Origin of the sequence: Mycobacterium sp. smrl_JER01, from assembly GCF_048513595.2 — a bacterium.
In the GTDB taxonomy this organism is placed as follows: domain Bacteria; phylum Actinomycetota; class Actinomycetes; order Mycobacteriales; family Mycobacteriaceae; genus Mycobacterium.
Window position 1 is genome coordinate 166,373 of record NZ_JBLXXK020000001.1, and the last position, 17,847, is coordinate 184,219.

Genomic DNA, 17,847 nt, shown 5'->3' on the forward strand with positions numbered 1-17,847 from the left:
CTCACGCGGTCGTGGCGGCCGGGTGCGGATAGACCAACTCCAGCTCACCGAGCACCGCCGCGGCCGTGAGCAGGGGCAGCGCCGCGGACACCCCCAGATCATCCGAGCGCGCCTCCGACCGCAACGCGCGGACGAAGTCCTCGCTGATCGGCGTCCACGGGTGGTCCGGGTCCAGTCGGCCCGCCACCCGGGCGCAGATCATCTCGGCATGCTCCTCCACCACCGCCCGCACGTTCGGGTAGGAGCCCAGCGGCGGGGGAGTGGGAATGTCGGCGACCAGGTCCGCGGCGCCCCGCAGCCGGATGGCGCGGTGGAAGGACCGCACCACCGGCGCGCGGAAGTCGGTCTCGCCGCTGCTCTCCGACAGGTACTGCCGGACCGCGTCGTCGATCACGCGAGAAGCCGCCAGTGCATCGTGGCTCAGCCGGGCCACCTCGTCGGTGCGCTCCTCGAATGCGCCCCGGGTGATGCGCAGGACCGCTGCCCGCAGGTACTGGGCGAAGGTGGTGCGGGCCGAGTCGAGCGCGCGGGTCACCGAGGCGGTCGCTCCGCGCGGCCACAGCAGCATCGACACCGCCACGCCGACCAGGGCACCCACCACGACATCCTCGACGCGAATCAGCCCGACCTGCCATCCGGTGGGGACGATCAGGTTGAACGAGATCAACACCATCATCGTGAACGCCGCCTGGGCCGCGGTGAACGACGCGATCTCCGGCACATACGCCGAACCGAACACCACCAGCGGCATCAGCGCCCACAACACCACCGGGTCCACCCCGACCAGGCTGATCAGCACCGCACCCAGCAGGAACCCGATCGCCGTGCCGATCACCGCGCGCCACACCCGCGTGCCGGTGGTCAACGCGCTGCTGCGCAGCACCGACAGCGCGCCGAGCACCACCCAGAAGCCGTGTTCGACCGGAAACAGATGGGTGACCGCCACCGCGAGGGCGAGACCCAGCCCGGTGCGCAGGCTGTTGCGCACCGCCACCGACCGGTTCTCCAGAAACCCCGAGGTGATCTGGGCGGCGGCAACCGTCTCGGGCAGCAGCCGATCCGAGGCGCCGGTGGGAGGAAGCCGTCGGCCCAGTGCCCGCGCCCACACCGGGCGGGCGTCGGCCGCCGCGGCGGCGGCGATGATGCGGCCGGTCGCACCGATCGTCGCTGCGATGGTGCGCCGCCGCAGCAGATCCCGGCCCAGCTCGACCGCCTGCTCGTCGTCGGGTGCACTGAGGATCTCATCGAGATCCTCCCGCCAGCGTCCCCGAGCCACGGTGCGCAGCGCGAGCAGCGCCCGGTCCAGTTCGGTGCGCGCCGGCGCCCGGTCGGCCGGTCGGGAGATCCGCAGCACCGTGGCCGCGGACCGCAACACCCGCACCACCGCATCCTTGTCGCGCAACGTGACGCCGGTGCCCGGACCGACCCGGTCGGCCACCCACTCCAGATCGTCGACCACCCGGACCAGCGCCCGGCTGCCCGCGGTGAGCCCGACCGGCCGGAAGTCGGCGCCGAGGAACGTCACCCGCAGCGCATCCATCGCGCGGTTGACGTCGTCAGCCGTCGCGGAGCCGTCGAGACGGTCGGCCAATGTGCTGCAGGCCCGCGCCGCCCGGCGGCGCAGTTGCCCGTGGTGGCGCGGCGGAAACAGGAACAGCGCCGCGGGGACGCACACGGCCAACGCGATGGCCCAGCCGAGCAGGCGTTCACCGACCGGGCCGGGCGGAGTGCAGGCAGGCAGGACGAACGTCAGCAGCGTCGCGCGCTGGCCCGCGGCCACCGTCTCGCTGAGGACACCGGAGAACGTGACCACCACCCCGAGGACGAACATCGCGATCACCGCCGGCCAAGGGTGCGGTGCGACCAGCGTGCCCAGGGTGATGAGGACGAATCCGTTGAACGCGAGTCCGGCGTAGGCGACCGCCCGGTTCTGACGGTTGCCCGGAAAGTCGGAGAACACCAGCAGGGCGACCGAACCGAAGATGGTGAACAACGGGGTCTGTGCGCCACTGTCGGCGAAGGCGAAACTCACCGCGGCGGCCGAGGGCACGACGATCGCGGCCCGCAGCGCCCGGCGCAGCGCGTCGTTGTCGGGGTCGCGCCGAGCGACGCGCCGCATGAGGCGACCGTGCAGCTCGCGCCGAACCCCCGTCATCAGTGCGCGAGCACCTTGACTCCGATGACAAGGAGACCGACCCCGGTGAGTAAGACAACGGTCACTATTTGCTGCCAGATCGGCAGCCGCGTCCTGCGCACCGCCAGCAGCGCGATCAGCCCGAGCTCGGCGACCAGGATCCACTTGGCGACCCACATCGCGTCGTCGGTGTCCAGCAGGCCCAAGGTCGCGCTGCCCAGCGCCAGCAGCGGCAGCAGGCTGGCCTGCAGGATCTGCCCGGACGCCTGCAACATCCGCCACAGCTCCGCGCCGCGAGGGGCGCGTTCGTGCACGCTCAGATGAGCGACCCAGTCGGCGAGCAGGCTGGCCGCCCACAGGCCGCCCATGGTCACCGCGACATCGAGCATCCGCGCCCAGCCACTGGTGTCGTCCCCGGTATAGCGCGTCAGCACCACCAGGGTGGCCAGGCACGAGATCGCGCCGTAGAGGCGTTCGCGAAGCATCGCGACGACGTGGCCGGTGGCGGCCTCGTCGACCTCGGCCCGGGCGGAGTCACCCATCGCCGGGTACCGAGGTGAACCGGCCCGAGTCCAGGGCCTCCAGCAGTTGGCCGACGATCCACCGCAGACCGGCGGTGTCGGGCGGCAGATTCGCCTGTTCGTAGCCGACCAGCAGGTACACCGCCCAGGCGGCGAACAATTCGGCTTGGCGCGCGTTCTGCAGAATCTCCAGCGCGGACTCGTAGACGATGTCGAAACGCTGCCGGTCGACCGCCTCCTGCACCGAGCGCACGTGTGGATCCAGGGCACTCCACACCCGGATCGCCGCCTCCGCCCCGTGCGGCAGCGTCAGACCCGCACGGATCAGACTTTCGATACGTACGCGGGGATCCGGCTCGGTCCGGACCGCCTCGGCAATCGCAATCGTCCTCCCCTCGTGCCAATGCGCGACCAGGTGACGGGTGTACGCCGGCCAGTTCGGAAAGTAGTGATAGAAGGATCCGGTGGTGACACCGAGCCGCTCACACACCTCCGCGAGCTTGAGTCCGCCGTACCCGAGGTCGGACAGCACGTCGAGGCCGGCGTCGAAAAACGACTCTCGCGATGCCACAGCCCCCATGGACGAAAACCCTAGTTCGCCGTCCCCGGCGCCGACCGGATTTGCACCCCCCAGCCTCGGCCGGCGCCGAGATCGCTCGCCCGAGGCCATTTGCTGAAAGGTCACCGTCGGGTGTCGGCGCACGGATGCGTGACGGAGGGTCCGGTGACGTGTGGCACAATTTCAACGTGCCGTACACGGCGAGTCGAGGTCCAGGGCGTCCCCCCGCAGCGAAGGCCGCTGAAACGCGGGAGCGCATTGTGCATGCCGCTCGCGAAGTCTTCAGCGAACTCGGCTACGACGCGGCGACGTTCCAGGCGATCGCAGTGCGGGCCGATCTCACCCGGCCCGCCATCAACCACTACTTCTCCAGCAAACGGGTGCTGTGGGGCGAGGTGGTCGAGCAGACCAACGCTTCGGTAGTTAGCGTGGGCATCGCCCGGGCGCAGGAACATACGACGTTGATCGAGCGGCTGTCGGCATTCCTGTCGGTCGCCACCCAGTCCGAATCCGAGGATCGTTCCGCGGCCGCGTTCCTGGTGACGTCGGTGCTGGAAGCCCAGCGCCACCCCGAACTCGGCACCGACGAGCACGACGCGATGAAGAACTCCCGGGCCTTCGTGTCCTGGGCTGTCAACGATGCCGTCACGCGCGGTGAGCTCAGCGCCGACACCGACGTCGACCATCTGGTCGAGATGTTGGTGGCCGTGGTGTGGGGGATGGGCTTCTACGCCGGCTTCGTGGGCGACCGCAGCGAACTCGGCGCCGTCGTGCACAAGCTGGAACTGCTGTTGGCCAACAAGCTCTGGAACCTCAGCGAGTAGCCCTCGGGGCGACTATGCGCGGCGCCCATTGTGGTGTACGCCACACCGGGGACGTCTGCCGCGTGGATAGCCTGTCGATGCATACCGCAGCTGCACCGCATCTGATCGAAAGAGCCCGCCATGAGTTCATCACGTACCGACGACGACAGCTGGGACATCGCCTCCAGCGTCGGGGCCACCGCTGTCATGGTCGCCGCCGCCCGCGCCTCCGAGACCGATCGACCCGACCCGCTGATCACCGACCCATACGCCAAACCCCTGGTGGCCGGGGCCGGCGCAGGAACCTGGCAGTACATCGGGGACGAGGAGTTCCTGGCCCGGGTGAACGAGTCCGATCCCGAGATCGGTCAGCTGCTGGTGCACATGAAGAACTATCAGGCCGTGCGGACGCACTTCTTCGATGCGTTCTTCGCCGCCGCCGTCGAGGCGGGCATCCGCCAGATCGTCATCCTGGCCTCCGGCCTGGACTCCCGCGCGTTCCGGCTCCCGTGGCCGGCCGCCACCACCGTGTACGAGATCGACCAACCCCTGGTCCTGGAGTACAAGGCCGCGACCCTGGCCGCACATGACGCCCAGCCGACCGCGCAGCGCCGCGAGGTGCCGATCGACCTCCGGCAGGACTGGCCGACCGCGCTCACCGAGGCCGGGTTCGACGCCGGCCGGCCCACCGCATGGCTGGCCGAGGGTCTGCTGATGTACCTACCTGCAGACGCCCAGGACCGGTTGTTCGCACAGATCACCGAGCTGAGTGCGCAGGGCAGCAGGATCGCGGCGGAATCGATGGGCGTCCACGACCAGGACCGCCGCGAACGCATGCGGGACCGGTTCGCCGCGATCACCGCCCAGCTCGGGGTGGAACCGATGGACATCACCGAACTCACCTACGAAGATCCCCACCGCGCGAACGTCGCGCAGTGGCTGTCCGCCCACGGCTGGGCCGCCGAGGAGACGGCGTCGCGAGACGAGATGCGGCGGCTGAACCGCCTCATCGACATCGCCGACGCCGACGAGCAGTCCTTCTCCACGTTCACCACCGCAGTGAAGCCCTGAGCCCAGGCGCACTCCTGTTCACCAACCGGATGGTTGGTTACGATGCGGATACCCGAGGTCAGGAAGGAACCCCATCATGACCACCGAATCCGTCGCACCTGCTCAGGCCGCCCCGGCCCCCACCGGCACCGACATCCCGGCCGTTGTCGGCAAGCTGCGCGCCACGTTCGCCACCGGGCGCACCCGCAGCGTCCAATGGCGCAAGGAGCAGTTGCATGCCCTTGAGCGGCTGATGACCGAGAACGAAAGCGCGATCGCCGACGCCCTAGACAAGGACCTGGGCCGCTCGCCGTTCGAGGCGTGGTTGGCCGACGTCGCCAGCACCAGCGGCGAGGCGGCCTACGCGGCCAAGAACGTCGGAAAGTGGATGAAGCGCCGCTACCGCATGCTGGAGATGTCACAGCTGCCCGGCCGGGGGTGGGTGGAGTACGAGCCCTACGGCACCGTCCTGATCATCGGCGCCTGGAACTTCCCGTTCGCGCTCACGCTGGGGCCGGCAGTCGGCGCCCTCGCCGCGGGAAACACCGTGGTGCTCAAGCCTTCTGAGGTCGCGCCCGCATCGTCGGCGCTGATGGCCGAGCTGGTGCCGCGCTACCTGGACAACGACGCGGTCGCGGTCATCGAGGGCGACGGCGCGGTCAGCCAGGAACTCATCGCCCAGGGCTTCGACCACCTGATCTTCACCGGAGGCACCGAGGTAGGCCGCCGCGTGTACGAGGCCGCCGCCGCCCACCTCACACCCGTCACCCTCGAGCTCGGCGGTAAGAGCCCGGTCATCGTGGCCGCCGACGCCGATATCGAGGTCGCCGCCAAGCGCATCGCCTGGACCAAGCTGATCAACTCGGGCCAGATCTGCATCGCGCCGGACTACGTTCTCGCCGAGGCCCCGATCCGCGACAAGCTCGTCGAGAGCATCCGCACCGCGATCGACACGTTCGAGGCCGGCAACGCCGCAGGCAAGAAGATCGTCAACGAGCGGCATTTCAACCGGCTTGCCAACGCACTGGCGGCGACCAAGGGCAAGGTCGCCGTCGGCGGTGGCTCCGACGCAGCCGCCATGAGGATCGCACCCACCGTCGTGGTCGATCCCGACCCGGCCGAGCCGCTGATGACCGATGAGATCTTCGGACCCATCCTTCCGGTCATGACCGTGCAAAACCTGGACGAGGCAATCTCTTTCGTCAACTCCCGGCCCAAACCGCTGGCCGCCTACCTGTTCACCAAGGCCAAGGCGGTTCGCGAGCGGGTGATCAGGGAGGTGCCCGCCGGCGGCATGGTGGTCAACCACCTGATCTTCCACTTCGCCACCCACAAACTGCCGTTCGGGGGTGTCGGGCCATCCGGGCTCGGGGCCTACCACGGAAAGTTCGGCTTCGAGGAGTTCAGCCACCGTAAGTCGGTGCTGACCAAGCCGACCCGACCCGACCTCGGCGCGATGATCTACCCGCCATACACCGCGAAGGCGTGGAAGCTGGCGCGCAAGTTGTTCTGACCCCCGCAGGCAACAGCGCAGCGCCCCGGGACGATAGTTTGAGCCGGACGGGACCCCTTAAGAGAGGAACATCAGTGCCAGGAGTGCAGGATCGTGTCATCGTCGTCACGGGTGCCGGAGGTGGACTGGGGCGCGAGTACGCGCTGACGCTCGCGCGGGAAGGCGCCAGCGTCGTGGTCAACGACCTCGGCGGAGCGCGCGACGGCACCGGTTCGGGGTCCGCGATGGCCGACGAGGTGGTCAAGGAGATCCGGGACGCCGGCGGCCGTGCGGTCGCCAACTACGACTCGGTGGCCGAGCCGGAGGCGGCCGCCAACATCATCAAGACCGCCGTCGACGAGTTCGGCAAGGTCGACGGTGTGGTGAGCAACGCCGGCATCCTGCGTGACGGCACATTCCACAAGATGGAGTTCGGTAACTGGGACGCCGTGCTCAAAGTGCACCTGTACGGCGGCTACAACGTCATCCGTGCCGCCTGGCCGCACTTCCGCGAGAACGGTTTCGGGCGTGTCGTGGTCGCCACCTCCACCAGTGGGCTGTTCGGCAACTTCGGCCAGGCCAACTACGGTGCCGCCAAGCTCGGCCTGGTCGGCCTGATTAACACGCTGGCCCAGGAAGGCGCCAAGTACAACATCAAGGCCAACGCCGTCGCCCCGATCGCGGCCACCCGCATGACGCAGGACATCCTGCCGCCGGAGGTGTTCGAGAAGCTCACCCCGGAGTACGTCGCACCGATCGTGGCTTACCTGTGCACCGAAGAGGTGCCCGAAACCGCCTCGGTGTTCATCGTGGGCGGTGGCAAAGTGCAGCGGGTCGCGTTGTTCCAGAACAGCGGAGTGACGTTCAGCGAGGTGCCGTCGGTCGACGACATCGCATCCAAGTGGGGTGAGATCACCGACCTGTCGGCGGCCGAGCGGGCCACCTTCACTCTCGGCTAGATGAAAGCACTTGTTGCACAAGAGCTCACAGGTCCAGCCGGGCTGACCTACACCGACGTCGACGACCCGGACGGCACTGACGCCGTCATCGTCGACGTCGGTGCCGCCGGCGTCTGCTTTCCCGACCTGCTGATGCTCCGCGGCGAGTACCAGATGAAGGTGCCTGCACCGTTCGTTCCCGGAGTGGAGGTCGCCGGTACCGTCCATTCCGCCCCAGACGGCTCGGGATTTGTTACCGGACAGCGTGTCTCGGGTTTCAGTCTGCTCGGCGCCTGGGCCGAACGCGTCGCGGTGCCGGTGACCGGCGTGGTGCCGACCCACCCGGCGCTCGACGACGGGTCGGCGGTCTGCCTGCTGGGCAACTACTACACGATGCACTTCGCGTTGCACCGCCGTGGCGGGCTGCGGGCCGGTGAGACGGTGCTGGTGCTCGGCTCCGGCGGCGGGATCGGGACGGCATCGATACAGATCGCGAAGGCGCTGGGAGCCAAGGTCATCGCGATGGTGCATCGCCCGTCGGCGACCGAGTTCGTGGAGTCGCTGGGTGCCGATATGGTGCTGCCGCTGACCGACGGTTGGCTCGAGGCGGTCAAGGCCGAGACAGGCGGCCGCGGCGTCGACCTGGTCGTCGACCCGATCGGCGGGCCTGCGTTCGACGATGCCATCCGCGCCCTGGCCACCGAGGGTAGGCTGCTGGTGATCGGCTTCGCCGCCGGCGGCATCCCGACCGTGAAGGTCAACCGGTTGCTGCTGCGCAACGTCAGCGTGGTCGGTGTCGGGTGGGGCGAATTCGTCAACCGAACCCCCGGGGCGCAGGCCGAGGTCGGTGCCGCGCTGGCGGGACTGATCGACAACGGGCTCAGACCTCCTGCCCCGGTTCGGTTTCCGCTGTCCGACGGGGCCGCGGCGTTGCAGCGCTTCGCCGAAGGGGCCGTCAACGGGAAACTGGTGCTGGAGACCGGGTGATTCGCGCGCTGGCCTTCGATGTCTTCGGCACCGTGGTGGACTGGCGTTCGAGCGTCATCCGCGAGCTCACCGAGTTCGGCCGTCGCAACGGCGTCACCGCGGACTGGCCACGCTTTGCCGACGACTGGCGCGCCGGGTATGTCCCGGCGATGGACCGGGTACGCCGCGGCGAGTTGCCGTGGACGCGTCTCGACGATCTGCACCGCTCCCGGCTGGTCGAGCTGCTCGACGCCGCCGACATCACCGTCGCGGGCACCGAGGTCGACGAGCTCAACCGGGCCTGGCACCGGCTGGACCCATGGCCCGACGCGGTCGCCGGACTGACCCGGCTCAAGCGGCGCTTCGTCCTCACCACACTGTCGAACGGCAACGTGTCGCTGCTGACCAACATGGCCAAGCACGCGGATCTGCCGTGGGACTGTGTGCTGTCGGCGGAGATCTTCGGGCACTACAAGCCGGACCCGCAGACCTACCGGGGCTGCGCGAAGATCCTGGACGTCGCACCCGGTGAGCTGATGTTGGTCGCCGCGCACCCCAGCGACCTGCGCGCGGCCCGCGTCGTCGGTCTGGGGACGGCGTTCGTTCACCGTCCGGACGAGTTCGGGCCGGATCGTCGGCCGGCCGAACCGGCTGCGGGCGAATTCGACCTGACAGCAGACGATTTCTCTGACCTGGCAGATCAGCTCGGCGCCTGACCCGCGCGTAGCGTGGTGTCATGACTCGAGCCACCCCGCTGCCGCCCGCGTTGCGCATGGCCGAACGGCTGCTCGCCGATCCGCCGGAGAACCCCGACGTCAGCAAGGGCTATCTCGATCTGCTCGGTGAGCAGACGACGCCGGACCGCAACACCGGCACGGTGCAGGCGCTGTGGGCGTCACGATTCGGGTCACTGTTCTACGACAACGCCCAGGCGGTTGTGCGCCGCGTGATGACCGCCTGGCAGGAGCCGACCGGGTGGCTCAACCTGCCCGTCGGCGGCACCGCGCTCGATGTCGGAAGCGGGCCGGGCAACGTCACCGCCGCACTCGGGCGGGCCGTCGGCCCCGGTGGACTGGCGCTCGGGGTCGACATCTCGGAGCCGATGCTGGCGCGCGCCGTGCGTGCCGAATCGGGGCCGAATGTCGGGTTCCTGCGCGCCGACGCCCGGCAGCTGCCGTTGCGCGATGAGTCGGTCGACGCGGTGGTGTCGATCGCGATGCTGCAACTGATCCCGGAGCCCTCGGTGGCGCTGGCCGAGATGGTGCGGGTGCTGCGCTCCGGTCGCCGCATCGCGGTGATGGTGCCGACCGCAGGCCCGGCGGCCGCACCGATGCGGTACCTGCCCAATGCCGGCGTACACGTCTTCGAGGACGACGAACTGGGCGACAGTTTCGAAAGCCTCGGCCTGGCCGGCGTGCGGACCAAGAGCATCGGCACCATCCAATGGGTGCGCGGCAAGAAGCCCTGACCCGTAGGCTCGCCCGGTGAGCATCGGCGGCATTGTCCTGGTCGCCCTGGCGATCGCGATCGGCCTGGTCGGCATCGTCGTGCCGATCCTGCCCGGCAGCATCTTGGTGATCAGCGCGATCGGCGTGTGGGCGTTCGTGGTGAACACCGCGGTGTCGTGGGTGGTGTTCGGCATCGCGGTGGCCTTGTTCGTCGTATCGCAGATCATCAAATACACCTGGCCGGTCAAGCGGATGCGCCAGGCCGACGTGCGTACCTCGGTGCTCGTGGTCGGCGGAATCGCCGGAGTCGTCGGCTTTTTCGTCATCCCGGTGATCGGGCTGCTGATCGGGTTCGTGGCCGGGGTGTTCGCGGCCGAGCTGGGGATCCGACGGGAGGTGACCCGGGCCTGGGCCTCGACCTGGCATGCGCTCAAAGGTGTCGCCCTGTCCGTCGGCGTCGAGTTCACCGGGGCCCTGCTGGCCACCGTCGCCTGGGTGGTGGGGGTGGTGCTGACCTGACCGGTCAGCGGACACGGAACCCCGGGCGACCCGGGGGCGGGTGTCCGGCGCCAGGCTCAGCCGTGAAGGGCCTGGCGGAGCCGCCGGACGTCGTCGTCGTTCACCCCGGCCGCCTCCAGATAGCCGGTCAGTGAACCGAATTCGGAGTCCAGCGTGCGGCGCGCCGTGTCCAGGTACTCCTCGCGGACCCCGAGTACCGCGTCGGTCAGGCGCGCCTCGGCGAGTTCCATGATCTCCGGAGCGTCAGCCGCGCGTTCGCGGATGGTGGCGAGGATGCTCTCGCGCAGCTGCGGAACGGCGACGTTGCTGCGCAGGTAATCGGTCATGATGGCGTCGCGGTCGACACCGGCGGCCTCCAACACCACGGCGATGGTGAAACCGGTGCGGTCCTTGCCGGCGAAGCAGTGCGCGAGCACAGCCCGCTCCGACCCGAGCAGCGTCACGACCCGGTGTACGGCGCGCTGTGCCAACGGCGCCGCGGCGATCCGGGCGTACTCCTCGGTCATGTACCGCGCCGCAGCCACCGCGACGGGTTCGTCCTCGGGTTTGTCGGTCATCATCCGTTGAAACGCGTGCTCGTGCGGGGACTCACCGTCCGCTGCCATGGTCTCGACGAACGGCAGGTGGTGGATTTCGACGCCGGCCGGCACCAGACCCGGTCCGTGGCGCTCCAGCTCGCGTGCCGTCCGCAGGTCGGCGACGTCGGTGACCCCGAAGCCGGCCAGCGAGGCCCGGCCGGTGTCGTCGAGCTTCGACAGCTCACTGGCGCGGAAGAACCGTCCCGGCGCGATGCCGGTCTGGTCGGACACGTCGCGGAAGTTCCACGCCCCGGAGAGCTCGCCGCCGGAGAACGGCACTACCCCGTCACCGCCCGCACCAGAGGGGACTTCTCCCTGCCGAGCTCGGCGCGCGCAATGGTGCGCATGTGCACCTCGTCGGGGCCGTCGAACAGCCGCATCGCCCGGTGCCAGCTGTACAACCGCGCCAACGGGAAGTCGTCGCTGACCCCGGCGCCGCCGTGCACCTGGATCGCGCGGTCGATCACGTCGCAGGCCACCTGCGGGGCGACCGCCTTGATCTGGGCCACCAGCAGCTGGGCGTCCTTGCTCTTGTTGCCCTGCTGGTCGATGGTCCAGGCGGCCTTGTGGCACAACAACCTGGCCTGTTCGATCTCGTTGCGCGACTTGGCGATCGACTCACGGACGACGCCCTGCTCGGCCAGGGGTTTACCGAACGCCACTCGTTTCTGCACGCGGTCGGTCATCAGCGCGAGCGCCCGCTCGGCCGCGCCGAGGGCGCGCATGCAGTGGTGGATGCGGCCCGGCCCCAGCCGCGCCTGCGCGATGGCGAAACCGCTGCCTTCCTCGTCGAGCAGGTTCGACGCCGGCACCCGCACATTGTCGAAGGTGATCTCGCAGTGCCCGTGCTGGTCCTGCCACCCGAACACCGGCAGCGACCGCTCGATCGACACCCCGGGGGTGGCGGTGGGCACCAGGATCATCGACTGCTGCCGATGGCTGGCGGCGTCGGGGTTGGTGCGCCCCATCACGATCAGAATCGTGCAGCGGGGGTCGGCTGCGCCGGTGATCCACCACTTGCGGCCGTTGATGACATAGTCGTCCCCGTCGCGCAGCATCGTGGTCTCGATGTTGCGGGCGTCGCTGGACGCCACGGCCGGTTCGGTCATGGCGAAAGCGCTACGGATCTCACCGGCCAGCAAGGGTTCCAGCCACCGCGCGCGCTGCTCCTCGGTGGCGAACAGATGCAGCGTCTCCATATTGCCGGTGTCGGGGGCAGCGCAGTTGGTGACCTCGGGGGCGATCTCCATGCTCCAGCCGGTGAGCTCGGCCAGCGGCGCGTACTCCAGGTTCGAAAGCCCGGACTCCGCGGGCAGGAACAGGTTCCACAATCCGCGCTCGCGGGCCAGCTTCTTGAGCTCCTCGACCACCGGGGGAACCGTATGGTCGTCCGGCCCGGCCTCGGCGCGATAGCGGTGATACGACTCCTCGGCCGGGAACACGAACTCGATCATGAAGTCGGTCAACCGCTGGTGGTAGTCGGCCGCCTTGGCGGACATCGCGAAGTCCATGCCGCCACGATAGGACACGGGTAAACGGCGAGGTCCACCGCCTGATCATGAGCGCATCCGTCAGGCCGAAACCGCGGCACGGGCGGCGCGAAACTCCAGACCGAACGGGTTGAGCGTCGCAGGCAACGGCCGATCCGGGCGCAGGGGTCCACCCGATTTGAGGGTGAGGTCCAGCCGGGCAAGTAGAGCGGCCAGCAGAGCGCTGGTCACGAACAGCACCAGGTCGCGGCCCGGGCATCCGGCCGGACCGGCGCTGAACGGCACCAGCTGCGGGTGCTGCGCGGCACGTCCGTCCAGCCACACCTCGGGGGCGAACCGGTCGGCGAACGGCAGCAGCTCCGGGTCGCGGTGAAACGCCGGAACCGGGATCAGCACGGTCGCCGGCGGCGCGACCGTCAGTTCACCGGCGCTGCCTTCGTGCCAGGTCGTCGGAGCGACGATCTCGCGCAGGATCGCCGGGGTCGTCGGCCACAGGCGGATCGACTCCAGTACCGCCGCGCGCAGCTGCGGGCGCACCCGGACCTGATCGGGATCGTCGATCTCGCTGTCGGCCGCCACCTCCGGATGGGTGCTCAGCAGCGCCGCGGCCCGCAGCGCCGCCATGCCCGCGGCGTCGAAGGCGAACAGCCAGTGCGGCACCTGCCCGATCGGGTCCACCGCGCCCGCCGCCGGCACCGACGCCAACGCATCGAGCAGGCTGTTGGGATCGGGGTTCTCGGCGTAGCGGTACAGACGTGCGACGAAGCGTTCGCGGCGACGCGGATGCGGACGGCTCAGAAAGGACCAGTTCCCGGCGGAACGCAGCCGCCACAGATCGTCGGTGACGGCGTCGTCGTCACGTGCGGCTGCGCCCAGGACGACGCGGCGCACCAGCCGCCACCAGGCGACGACGAACTGTGCCGAGTCGAAAGTCCCGGCGTCGAGTGCTCGGGCGGCGAACAGCGCGGCCTCGTCGTCGACGGCAGCCTGCATCGGGCCGGCCAGCCGGTGCAGCTCGGCGCCGGCGTCCAGCGCTGCTTCGTTGACCTGACGCCGTTTGGCCCGGATGTCGCCGCGCGAGATCAACACGGCGTTCGGCTGGAACTGCGCCAGCGCCCGGCGCTTCTCCCAGCTGGCCGGATCGAACGGATACGGGCTCTGTTCAAGCACATCCGCGACGTCGCCGGGATCCAGCGGCACCACGATGCGTCGACCCGGGATCGCGATCTCCACCGGGCCCGCACCGAAACGTCGACGCAGGCTCTGCAGCCGCCGGACGCCGCGGGCGTCGGCGTCCCACCGATCGAGCAGTCCGACCACCCGCTTGCGGCGCGCGATCGGACCGGCCGCGATCGACGGCAATCCCAGATCGGCGAGTGCGAGCAGCGCATCGGCCCCGGTCAACCGCGCTGCTTCGGCGACGGCCGGGGCCCCGGTCGAGGCCTCTCTGAGCCGAGTCACCCTCGCTTGCCCCGTCATTCGGCACCCCGTCCCCGTCGGCTGTTGCGGTACGCGGCGCGCCGCAGGGAGGTCAGCCACCGGGGCAGCAGGGTCACCTCGGTACCGCTGCGCACGGTGGGATCGAACGGCTGATCGCATCCGGGGTCGTCGTCGCACAGCCGGCGGTCGAAGGCCACGGTGGCCAGGTTCGTGAACGGCCCAGGGCCGTAGGCCTGTTCGATCACGAACTCGACGGTGCCGGTGCGCAGCTGTTCGACGATCGGGTCCAAGGACAGCCCGCCGCCCTCGACAGGGGTGCGCAGCCGGGCGCGCAACCAGTACACGCCTCCGCGGTAGCCCAGGGGCATCAGCGTCGAGTACTGCGCGGCAGACCACGATCGCACCGGCCGCAGCGCGACACGCGCGGCCGACGAGACCGTCAGCACGTCCCACGGCTGCGGCCCGTCCGCATCACCAGGCATCCGCCATGCCAGGCCGGCGAAGTCCGGCAGTGCACCGGGGGTACCCGCCCCTTTCGAGACCCGCCCGACGACGTCGCCCGATATCAGGGGCAGACCTTCCCCGGCGGGGGCCAGGCGGGTCACCGTGCCGCCGCACAGCACGCCCACGGGATGGAAGAACCGCTTGTCGCGCACGGCGGCCCCGGCGCGGAGCGGGAGTGTGGTCAGCTCAGAAATGCTCACCAGCTCTGTCTGCCCGGTTCCGGGGCGATGAAACGACCGGGCGGCACTTCTCAGTGTCGATTCAGGCGGTGACGTCGATTCAGGCGGTGACGTCGATTCAGGCGGTGACGTCGATTCAGGCGGTGACGTCGATTCAGGCGGTGACCCGGAAACGCTCCAGCGACGGGTCGGCCGGGTCGGGGACGTTCATCCCGGCGTCGATACCCGAACGCAGGTACTCGATGACCGTTCCAGTGAGACGCTCCCCGGGTATCGCGGCGGGGATCCCCGGTGGGTAGGGCGTGATCTGCTCGGCCGCGATGCGGCCGGCGGCCCGCTCGGCGGGCACCATCTCGGTCCTGCCGAAGAACGCGTCGCGCGGCAGCATCACCGTCTCCAGCTCGATGTCACCCGGTGCGGGCAGTGTGACCGGTGGCGGGCGGGTGAAATCGTCGGCCGCCGAACGCCAGGCCTGCAACGCGTCGAGCAGCCTGGCCGCGCTCGCGCTGTCGTCGGCGGTCGACAGGGTGGCCAGGATGCGCCGGTGATCGCTCATACCGACATCGACCCGGCAGTTCTCCCGCAGCCAATCGTGTGCCTGGTACCCGGTGGTGCCGGTAGCCGAGACGTCGATCAGGACCTGCAGCCGGTCCAGGTCATGCGAAGCCTGCGCACCGAGTAGTTCCTCGTCCATCACGGTGACCTCGGGCAGATCATCGACGGTGGCGCGGACCGTGCGGGCCAGCTCCAAGGCGTCACCCAGGAGCACCGGACCCCGTTCGGCCATCTGGCGGCGCCAACCGTCGATGGCCGAATACACCAGCACGTTCGGGCTGGTCGTCATCAGCAGGTCGGCGCACGCCGCCAACCGGTCCCGGTCGATCAGATCGCCCTGTACATGGAACACCGAGCCCTGCTCGAATCCCATGCCCATCTTGTGCACGCTGACCACGCACACGTCGGCGCCGGCGTCCATCGCCCAGGTCGGCAGCTCGCGGTGAAACGGCAGGTGCGCACCCCACGCTTCGTCCACGATGAGCGGTTTGCCGCGCCGGTGGCATACCTCGGCGATACCGCTGAGGTCGGCGCAGGTGCCGTAGGGGCTCGGGCTGACGATGAGGGCGCCGTCGGCATCCGGGTGGCGCTGCCACGCGTCCTCGACCTGCTGGGGCGACGGGGGATGGGACAGATGGCGGGCGGCGTCCCATTGCGGCGTGATCCACCGCGGCTGCAGACCGCCGAAAATCAGTCCCGCGACGATCGACTTGTGGCTGTCACGGGTGACCAGCAGACCGTCACCGCCGCCGGCGACCGCCATCATCGCGGCCTTCACCGACAGCGAGCTGCCGCAGGTGGAGAAGTAGGCGACGTCGGCGCCCACGGCGTCGGCCATCAGATCCTCGGCGGTGGACAGGAACCCGCCGCGCATCCGGCGGTCGTCGAGCCCGCCGCTGGCCAGCACATCGCTGCGAAACGCCTCGGCGCCGAGCACGGCCGCAACGCGTTCGTCGACGCCGCGGCCCTGCCGATGGCCCGGCGGTGTGAAACCGTAGCGCTGGAGCCGGTGGTAGTCGGCCAGCGCGTCCAACATCGGTGCCTGTGACTGATCCACCCGGTCGGCGTTCCCGCTCATCTGCCCGCCAAACGCGTCGCTCTCGCCGGCGGGACGGGCCAGCGTTTGAGCACACCGGTACCGGGTAAACCGCGCGCCATGTCCTCGCTGTGGACCGACAATCGCATCGAAACCGCTTCAAGCCCCGAGCAGGTGGCGCAGGCGCGCGACGCCGACGTGGTGGTCGTCGGGGCCGGGATCACCGGTCTGACCACCGCCGTCCTGTTGGCCAGGGCCGGCAAGAAGGTGGTGGTGGTCGAAGCGCGCCGGGTCGGCGCGGCGGCCACCGGCAACACCACCGGCAAGGTCACCGTGCTCCAGGGCTCCAAGTTGGCGCGGATCCGTGCCAAACACGGCCCCGACGTCCTCAACGCCTACGTGACAGGCAACGCCGAGGGCCGAGACTGGTTGATCCGGCACTGCGAGAACCACGGTCTGAGCCTGCAACGCGAAGACGACCACGCCTACGCCCAAGCGGAACCCGGGATCGGCACGGCCAGAGACATTCTCGCGGCCTGCCGGGCCGCGCGCATCGACGCGCAGTGGGTGGACGAGGCCGATGTCCCATTCCCGTTCCGCGGTGGGGTGCGGGTGCGCGACCAGGCCCAGATCGACCCGATGCCGTTCCTGAGCAGCCTGGTCGCCGAACTCGAGACCCACGGCGGAACCCTGCTGCAGGGTGTCCGCGCCACCACCGTCACCGGAACCGATCCGGTCCGGGTCCGGCTGCGGCTGACCGAGACCGCGCAGGACACCCGCGACGAGCAGTTCGCGGTCACCGCCCGGCACTGCGTGCTGGCGACGGGGACCCCGATCCTGGACCGGGGGATGTTCTTCGCGCGCGTCGAGGCGAAACGGTCCTACTGCCTGGCGTTCGACGTGCCCGGCGGGATCACCACCGCGATGTACCTCGCGGTGGACAACCCCACCCGATCGGTGCGGTATGCGCCGACACCTGAGGGCAACAAGCTGGTCGTCGGCGGCGCGGGCCACTCGGTCGGCAGAGCCGACAACCCCAGCGCCGGGGTCGACGAACTCGCCCGCTGGGCCGTGCTGCATTACCCGGGAGCGGTGCAGACCCATTACTGGTCCGCGCAGGACTACCATCCCGACGACGAGGTGCCCTTTGTCGGACCGCTGCTGCCGAGGCACGAGAGCGTGCTTGTGGCAACAGGTTTCGACAAGTGGGGGATGTCCAACGGTGTCGCTGCGGCCTTGGCCCTGTCGGCCCGCATCCTGGGTGGCCGGATGGACTGGGCGCAGGCCTTCGCCAGTTGGCGGTCGCACGAACTGCGCGGCCTTTCCACCGCGCTGCAGGCCAACCTGAAAGTCGGTCTGCACCTTGCCAACGGCTGGCTCGCGCCGCTGACGACGTCGACCAGAACTCCGGCCGACGGGGAAGGTGTGGTGAACGGTCCGCCCTGGCGCCTGCGGGCGACCAGCGTCGTCGACGGCGTGCAGCGCACGGTTTCGCCCATCTGTCCACACCTGGGTGGGATCGTCTCGTGGAACGACTCCGACCGCGCCTGGGAGTGCCCGCTGCACGGGTCCCGGTTCGGCCCGGACGGTGCCCTACTGGAGGGACCGGCCACCCGCGGACTGGCCGGGTGCTGA

Annotated in this window: 17 protein-coding genes; 9 read left to right on the top strand and 8 right to left on the bottom strand. The window is 69.6% G+C overall.

Annotated elements, in window-relative coordinates; translation table 11 throughout:
- Position 1 precedes the first annotated feature (1 nt).
- The 3 genes from ACNUDN_RS00840 to ACNUDN_RS00850 are packed head-to-tail and all read right to left on the bottom strand — an operon-like array spanning position 2 to position 3,235.
- Positions 2-2,155, bottom strand: coding sequence for an FUSC family protein (locus ACNUDN_RS00840; RefSeq protein ID WP_419120184.1), 2,154 nt, complete (start codon positions 2,153-2,155; stop codon positions 2-4).
- Positions 2,155-2,676 (bottom strand): hypothetical protein, encoded by a 522-nt coding sequence (locus tag ACNUDN_RS00845; RefSeq protein WP_419120185.1) that lies wholly within the window; start codon positions 2,674-2,676, stop codon positions 2,155-2,157. The genes ACNUDN_RS00840 and ACNUDN_RS00845 overlap by 1 nt, the downstream gene beginning before the upstream one ends.
- A complete protein-coding gene (locus ACNUDN_RS00850; protein ID WP_419120186.1) occupies positions 2,669-3,235 on the bottom strand; it encodes a TetR/AcrR family transcriptional regulator in 567 nt (188 codons plus the stop codon). Before ACNUDN_RS00850 ends, ACNUDN_RS00845 begins: the two co-directional genes overlap by 8 nt.
- A 167-nt stretch (positions 3,236-3,402) precedes the next feature.
- Between ACNUDN_RS00850 and ACNUDN_RS00855 the strand changes: the two genes are divergently transcribed.
- The 8 genes from ACNUDN_RS00855 to ACNUDN_RS00890 all read left to right on the top strand — a co-directional run bounded on the left by ACNUDN_RS00855 (position 3,403) and on the right by ACNUDN_RS00890 (position 10,430).
- Positions 3,403-4,038 (top strand): TetR/AcrR family transcriptional regulator, encoded by a 636-nt coding sequence (locus tag ACNUDN_RS00855; RefSeq protein ID WP_419120187.1) that lies wholly within the window; start codon positions 3,403-3,405, stop codon positions 4,036-4,038.
- Between the two features lie 120 nt (positions 4,039-4,158).
- Entirely contained in the window at positions 4,159-5,088 is a 930-nt protein-coding gene (locus ACNUDN_RS00860; RefSeq protein WP_419120188.1) for a class I SAM-dependent methyltransferase, read from the top strand.
- A gap of 76 nt (positions 5,089-5,164) precedes the next feature.
- Positions 5,165-6,580 carry an aldehyde dehydrogenase family protein gene (locus ACNUDN_RS00865; protein ID WP_419120189.1) on the top strand — a complete coding sequence of 472 codons (1,416 nt, stop codon included), beginning with the start codon at positions 5,165-5,167 and terminating at the stop codon, positions 6,578-6,580.
- Between the two features lie 74 nt (positions 6,581-6,654).
- Positions 6,655-7,518, top strand: a complete 864-nt coding sequence (locus tag ACNUDN_RS00870; protein ID WP_419120190.1) for an SDR family oxidoreductase — start codon at positions 6,655-6,657, stop codon at positions 7,516-7,518.
- Positions 7,519-8,484 (top strand): NADPH:quinone oxidoreductase family protein, encoded by a 966-nt coding sequence (locus ACNUDN_RS00875; RefSeq protein WP_419120191.1) that lies wholly within the window; start codon positions 7,519-7,521, stop codon positions 8,482-8,484.
- Positions 8,481-9,179, top strand: coding sequence for a haloacid dehalogenase type II (locus ACNUDN_RS00880; RefSeq protein WP_419120192.1), 699 nt, complete (start codon positions 8,481-8,483; stop codon positions 9,177-9,179). Before ACNUDN_RS00875 ends, ACNUDN_RS00880 begins: the two co-directional genes overlap by 4 nt.
- Before the next feature lie 20 nt (positions 9,180-9,199).
- A complete protein-coding gene (locus ACNUDN_RS00885) occupies positions 9,200-9,931 on the top strand; it encodes a methyltransferase domain-containing protein (protein WP_419120193.1) in 732 nt (243 codons plus the stop codon).
- Between the two features lie 16 nt (positions 9,932-9,947).
- Complete coding sequence (locus ACNUDN_RS00890) at positions 9,948-10,430, top strand: DUF456 domain-containing protein (protein ID WP_419120194.1); 483 nt, start codon at positions 9,948-9,950, stop codon at positions 10,428-10,430.
- Between the two features lie 56 nt (positions 10,431-10,486).
- On the opposite strand, the gene ACNUDN_RS00895 is transcribed toward ACNUDN_RS00890, so the two are convergent.
- The 5 genes from ACNUDN_RS00895 to ACNUDN_RS00915 all read right to left on the bottom strand — a co-directional run bounded on the left by ACNUDN_RS00895 (position 10,487) and on the right by ACNUDN_RS00915 (position 16,254).
- A complete protein-coding gene (locus ACNUDN_RS00895; RefSeq protein ID WP_419120195.1) occupies positions 10,487-11,287 on the bottom strand; it encodes a tyrosine-protein phosphatase in 801 nt (266 codons plus the stop codon).
- Positions 11,287-12,507: an acyl-CoA dehydrogenase family protein gene (locus tag ACNUDN_RS00900; protein WP_419124955.1), complete on the bottom strand. Its 1,221-nt coding sequence runs from the start codon at positions 12,505-12,507 to the stop codon at positions 11,287-11,289. Before ACNUDN_RS00900 ends, ACNUDN_RS00895 begins: the two co-directional genes overlap by 1 nt.
- Positions 12,508-12,579: 72 nt before the next feature.
- Positions 12,580-13,959, bottom strand: coding sequence for a cytochrome P450 (locus ACNUDN_RS00905; protein WP_419120196.1), 1,380 nt, complete (start codon positions 13,957-13,959; stop codon positions 12,580-12,582).
- A gap of 14 nt (positions 13,960-13,973) precedes the next feature.
- Complete coding sequence (locus tag ACNUDN_RS00910; protein ID WP_419120197.1) at positions 13,974-14,642, bottom strand: phosphodiesterase; 669 nt, start codon at positions 14,640-14,642, stop codon at positions 13,974-13,976.
- Positions 14,643-14,775: 133 nt separating this feature from the next.
- On the bottom strand, positions 14,776-16,254 hold the full coding sequence (locus ACNUDN_RS00915; RefSeq protein WP_498450143.1) for an aminotransferase class I/II-fold pyridoxal phosphate-dependent enzyme: 1,479 nt from the start codon (positions 16,252-16,254) through the stop codon (positions 14,776-14,778).
- Between the two features lie 45 nt (positions 16,255-16,299).
- Here ACNUDN_RS00915 and ACNUDN_RS00920 point away from each other — a divergent pair, with 45 nt between their 5' ends.
- Positions 16,300-17,847 carry an FAD-dependent oxidoreductase gene (locus tag ACNUDN_RS00920; RefSeq protein WP_431959169.1) on the top strand — a complete coding sequence of 516 codons (1,548 nt, stop codon included), beginning with the start codon at positions 16,300-16,302 and terminating at the stop codon, positions 17,845-17,847.

What these genes read in the sequence shown, in the direction of transcription:
- ACNUDN_RS00840 (WP_419120184.1), bottom strand. Translation starts at nt 2,155, where the DNA reads ATGACGGGGGTTCGGCGCGAGCTGCACGGTCGCCTCATGCGGCGCGTC.
- ACNUDN_RS00845 (WP_419120185.1), bottom strand. Translation starts at nt 2,676, where the DNA reads ATGGGTGACTCCGCCCGGGCCGAGGTCGACGAGGCCGCCACCGGCCAC.
- ACNUDN_RS00850 (WP_419120186.1), bottom strand. Translation starts at nt 3,235, where the DNA reads ATGGGGGCTGTGGCATCGCGAGAGTCGTTTTTCGACGCCGGCCTCGAC.
- ACNUDN_RS00860 (WP_419120188.1), top strand. Translation starts at nt 4,159, where the DNA reads ATGAGTTCATCACGTACCGACGACGACAGCTGGGACATCGCCTCCAGC.
- ACNUDN_RS00865 (WP_419120189.1), top strand. Translation starts at nt 5,165, where the DNA reads ATGACCACCGAATCCGTCGCACCTGCTCAGGCCGCCCCGGCCCCCACC.
- ACNUDN_RS00875 (WP_419120191.1), top strand. Translation starts at nt 7,519, where the DNA reads ATGAAAGCACTTGTTGCACAAGAGCTCACAGGTCCAGCCGGGCTGACC.
- ACNUDN_RS00885 (WP_419120193.1), top strand. Translation starts at nt 9,200, where the DNA reads ATGACTCGAGCCACCCCGCTGCCGCCCGCGTTGCGCATGGCCGAACGG.
- ACNUDN_RS00900 (WP_419124955.1), bottom strand. Translation starts at nt 12,507, where the DNA reads ATGTCCGCCAAGGCGGCCGACTACCACCAGCGGTTGACCGACTTCATG.
- ACNUDN_RS00915 (WP_498450143.1), bottom strand. Translation starts at nt 16,254, where the DNA reads ATGAGCGGGAACGCCGACCGGGTGGATCAGTCACAGGCACCGATGTTG.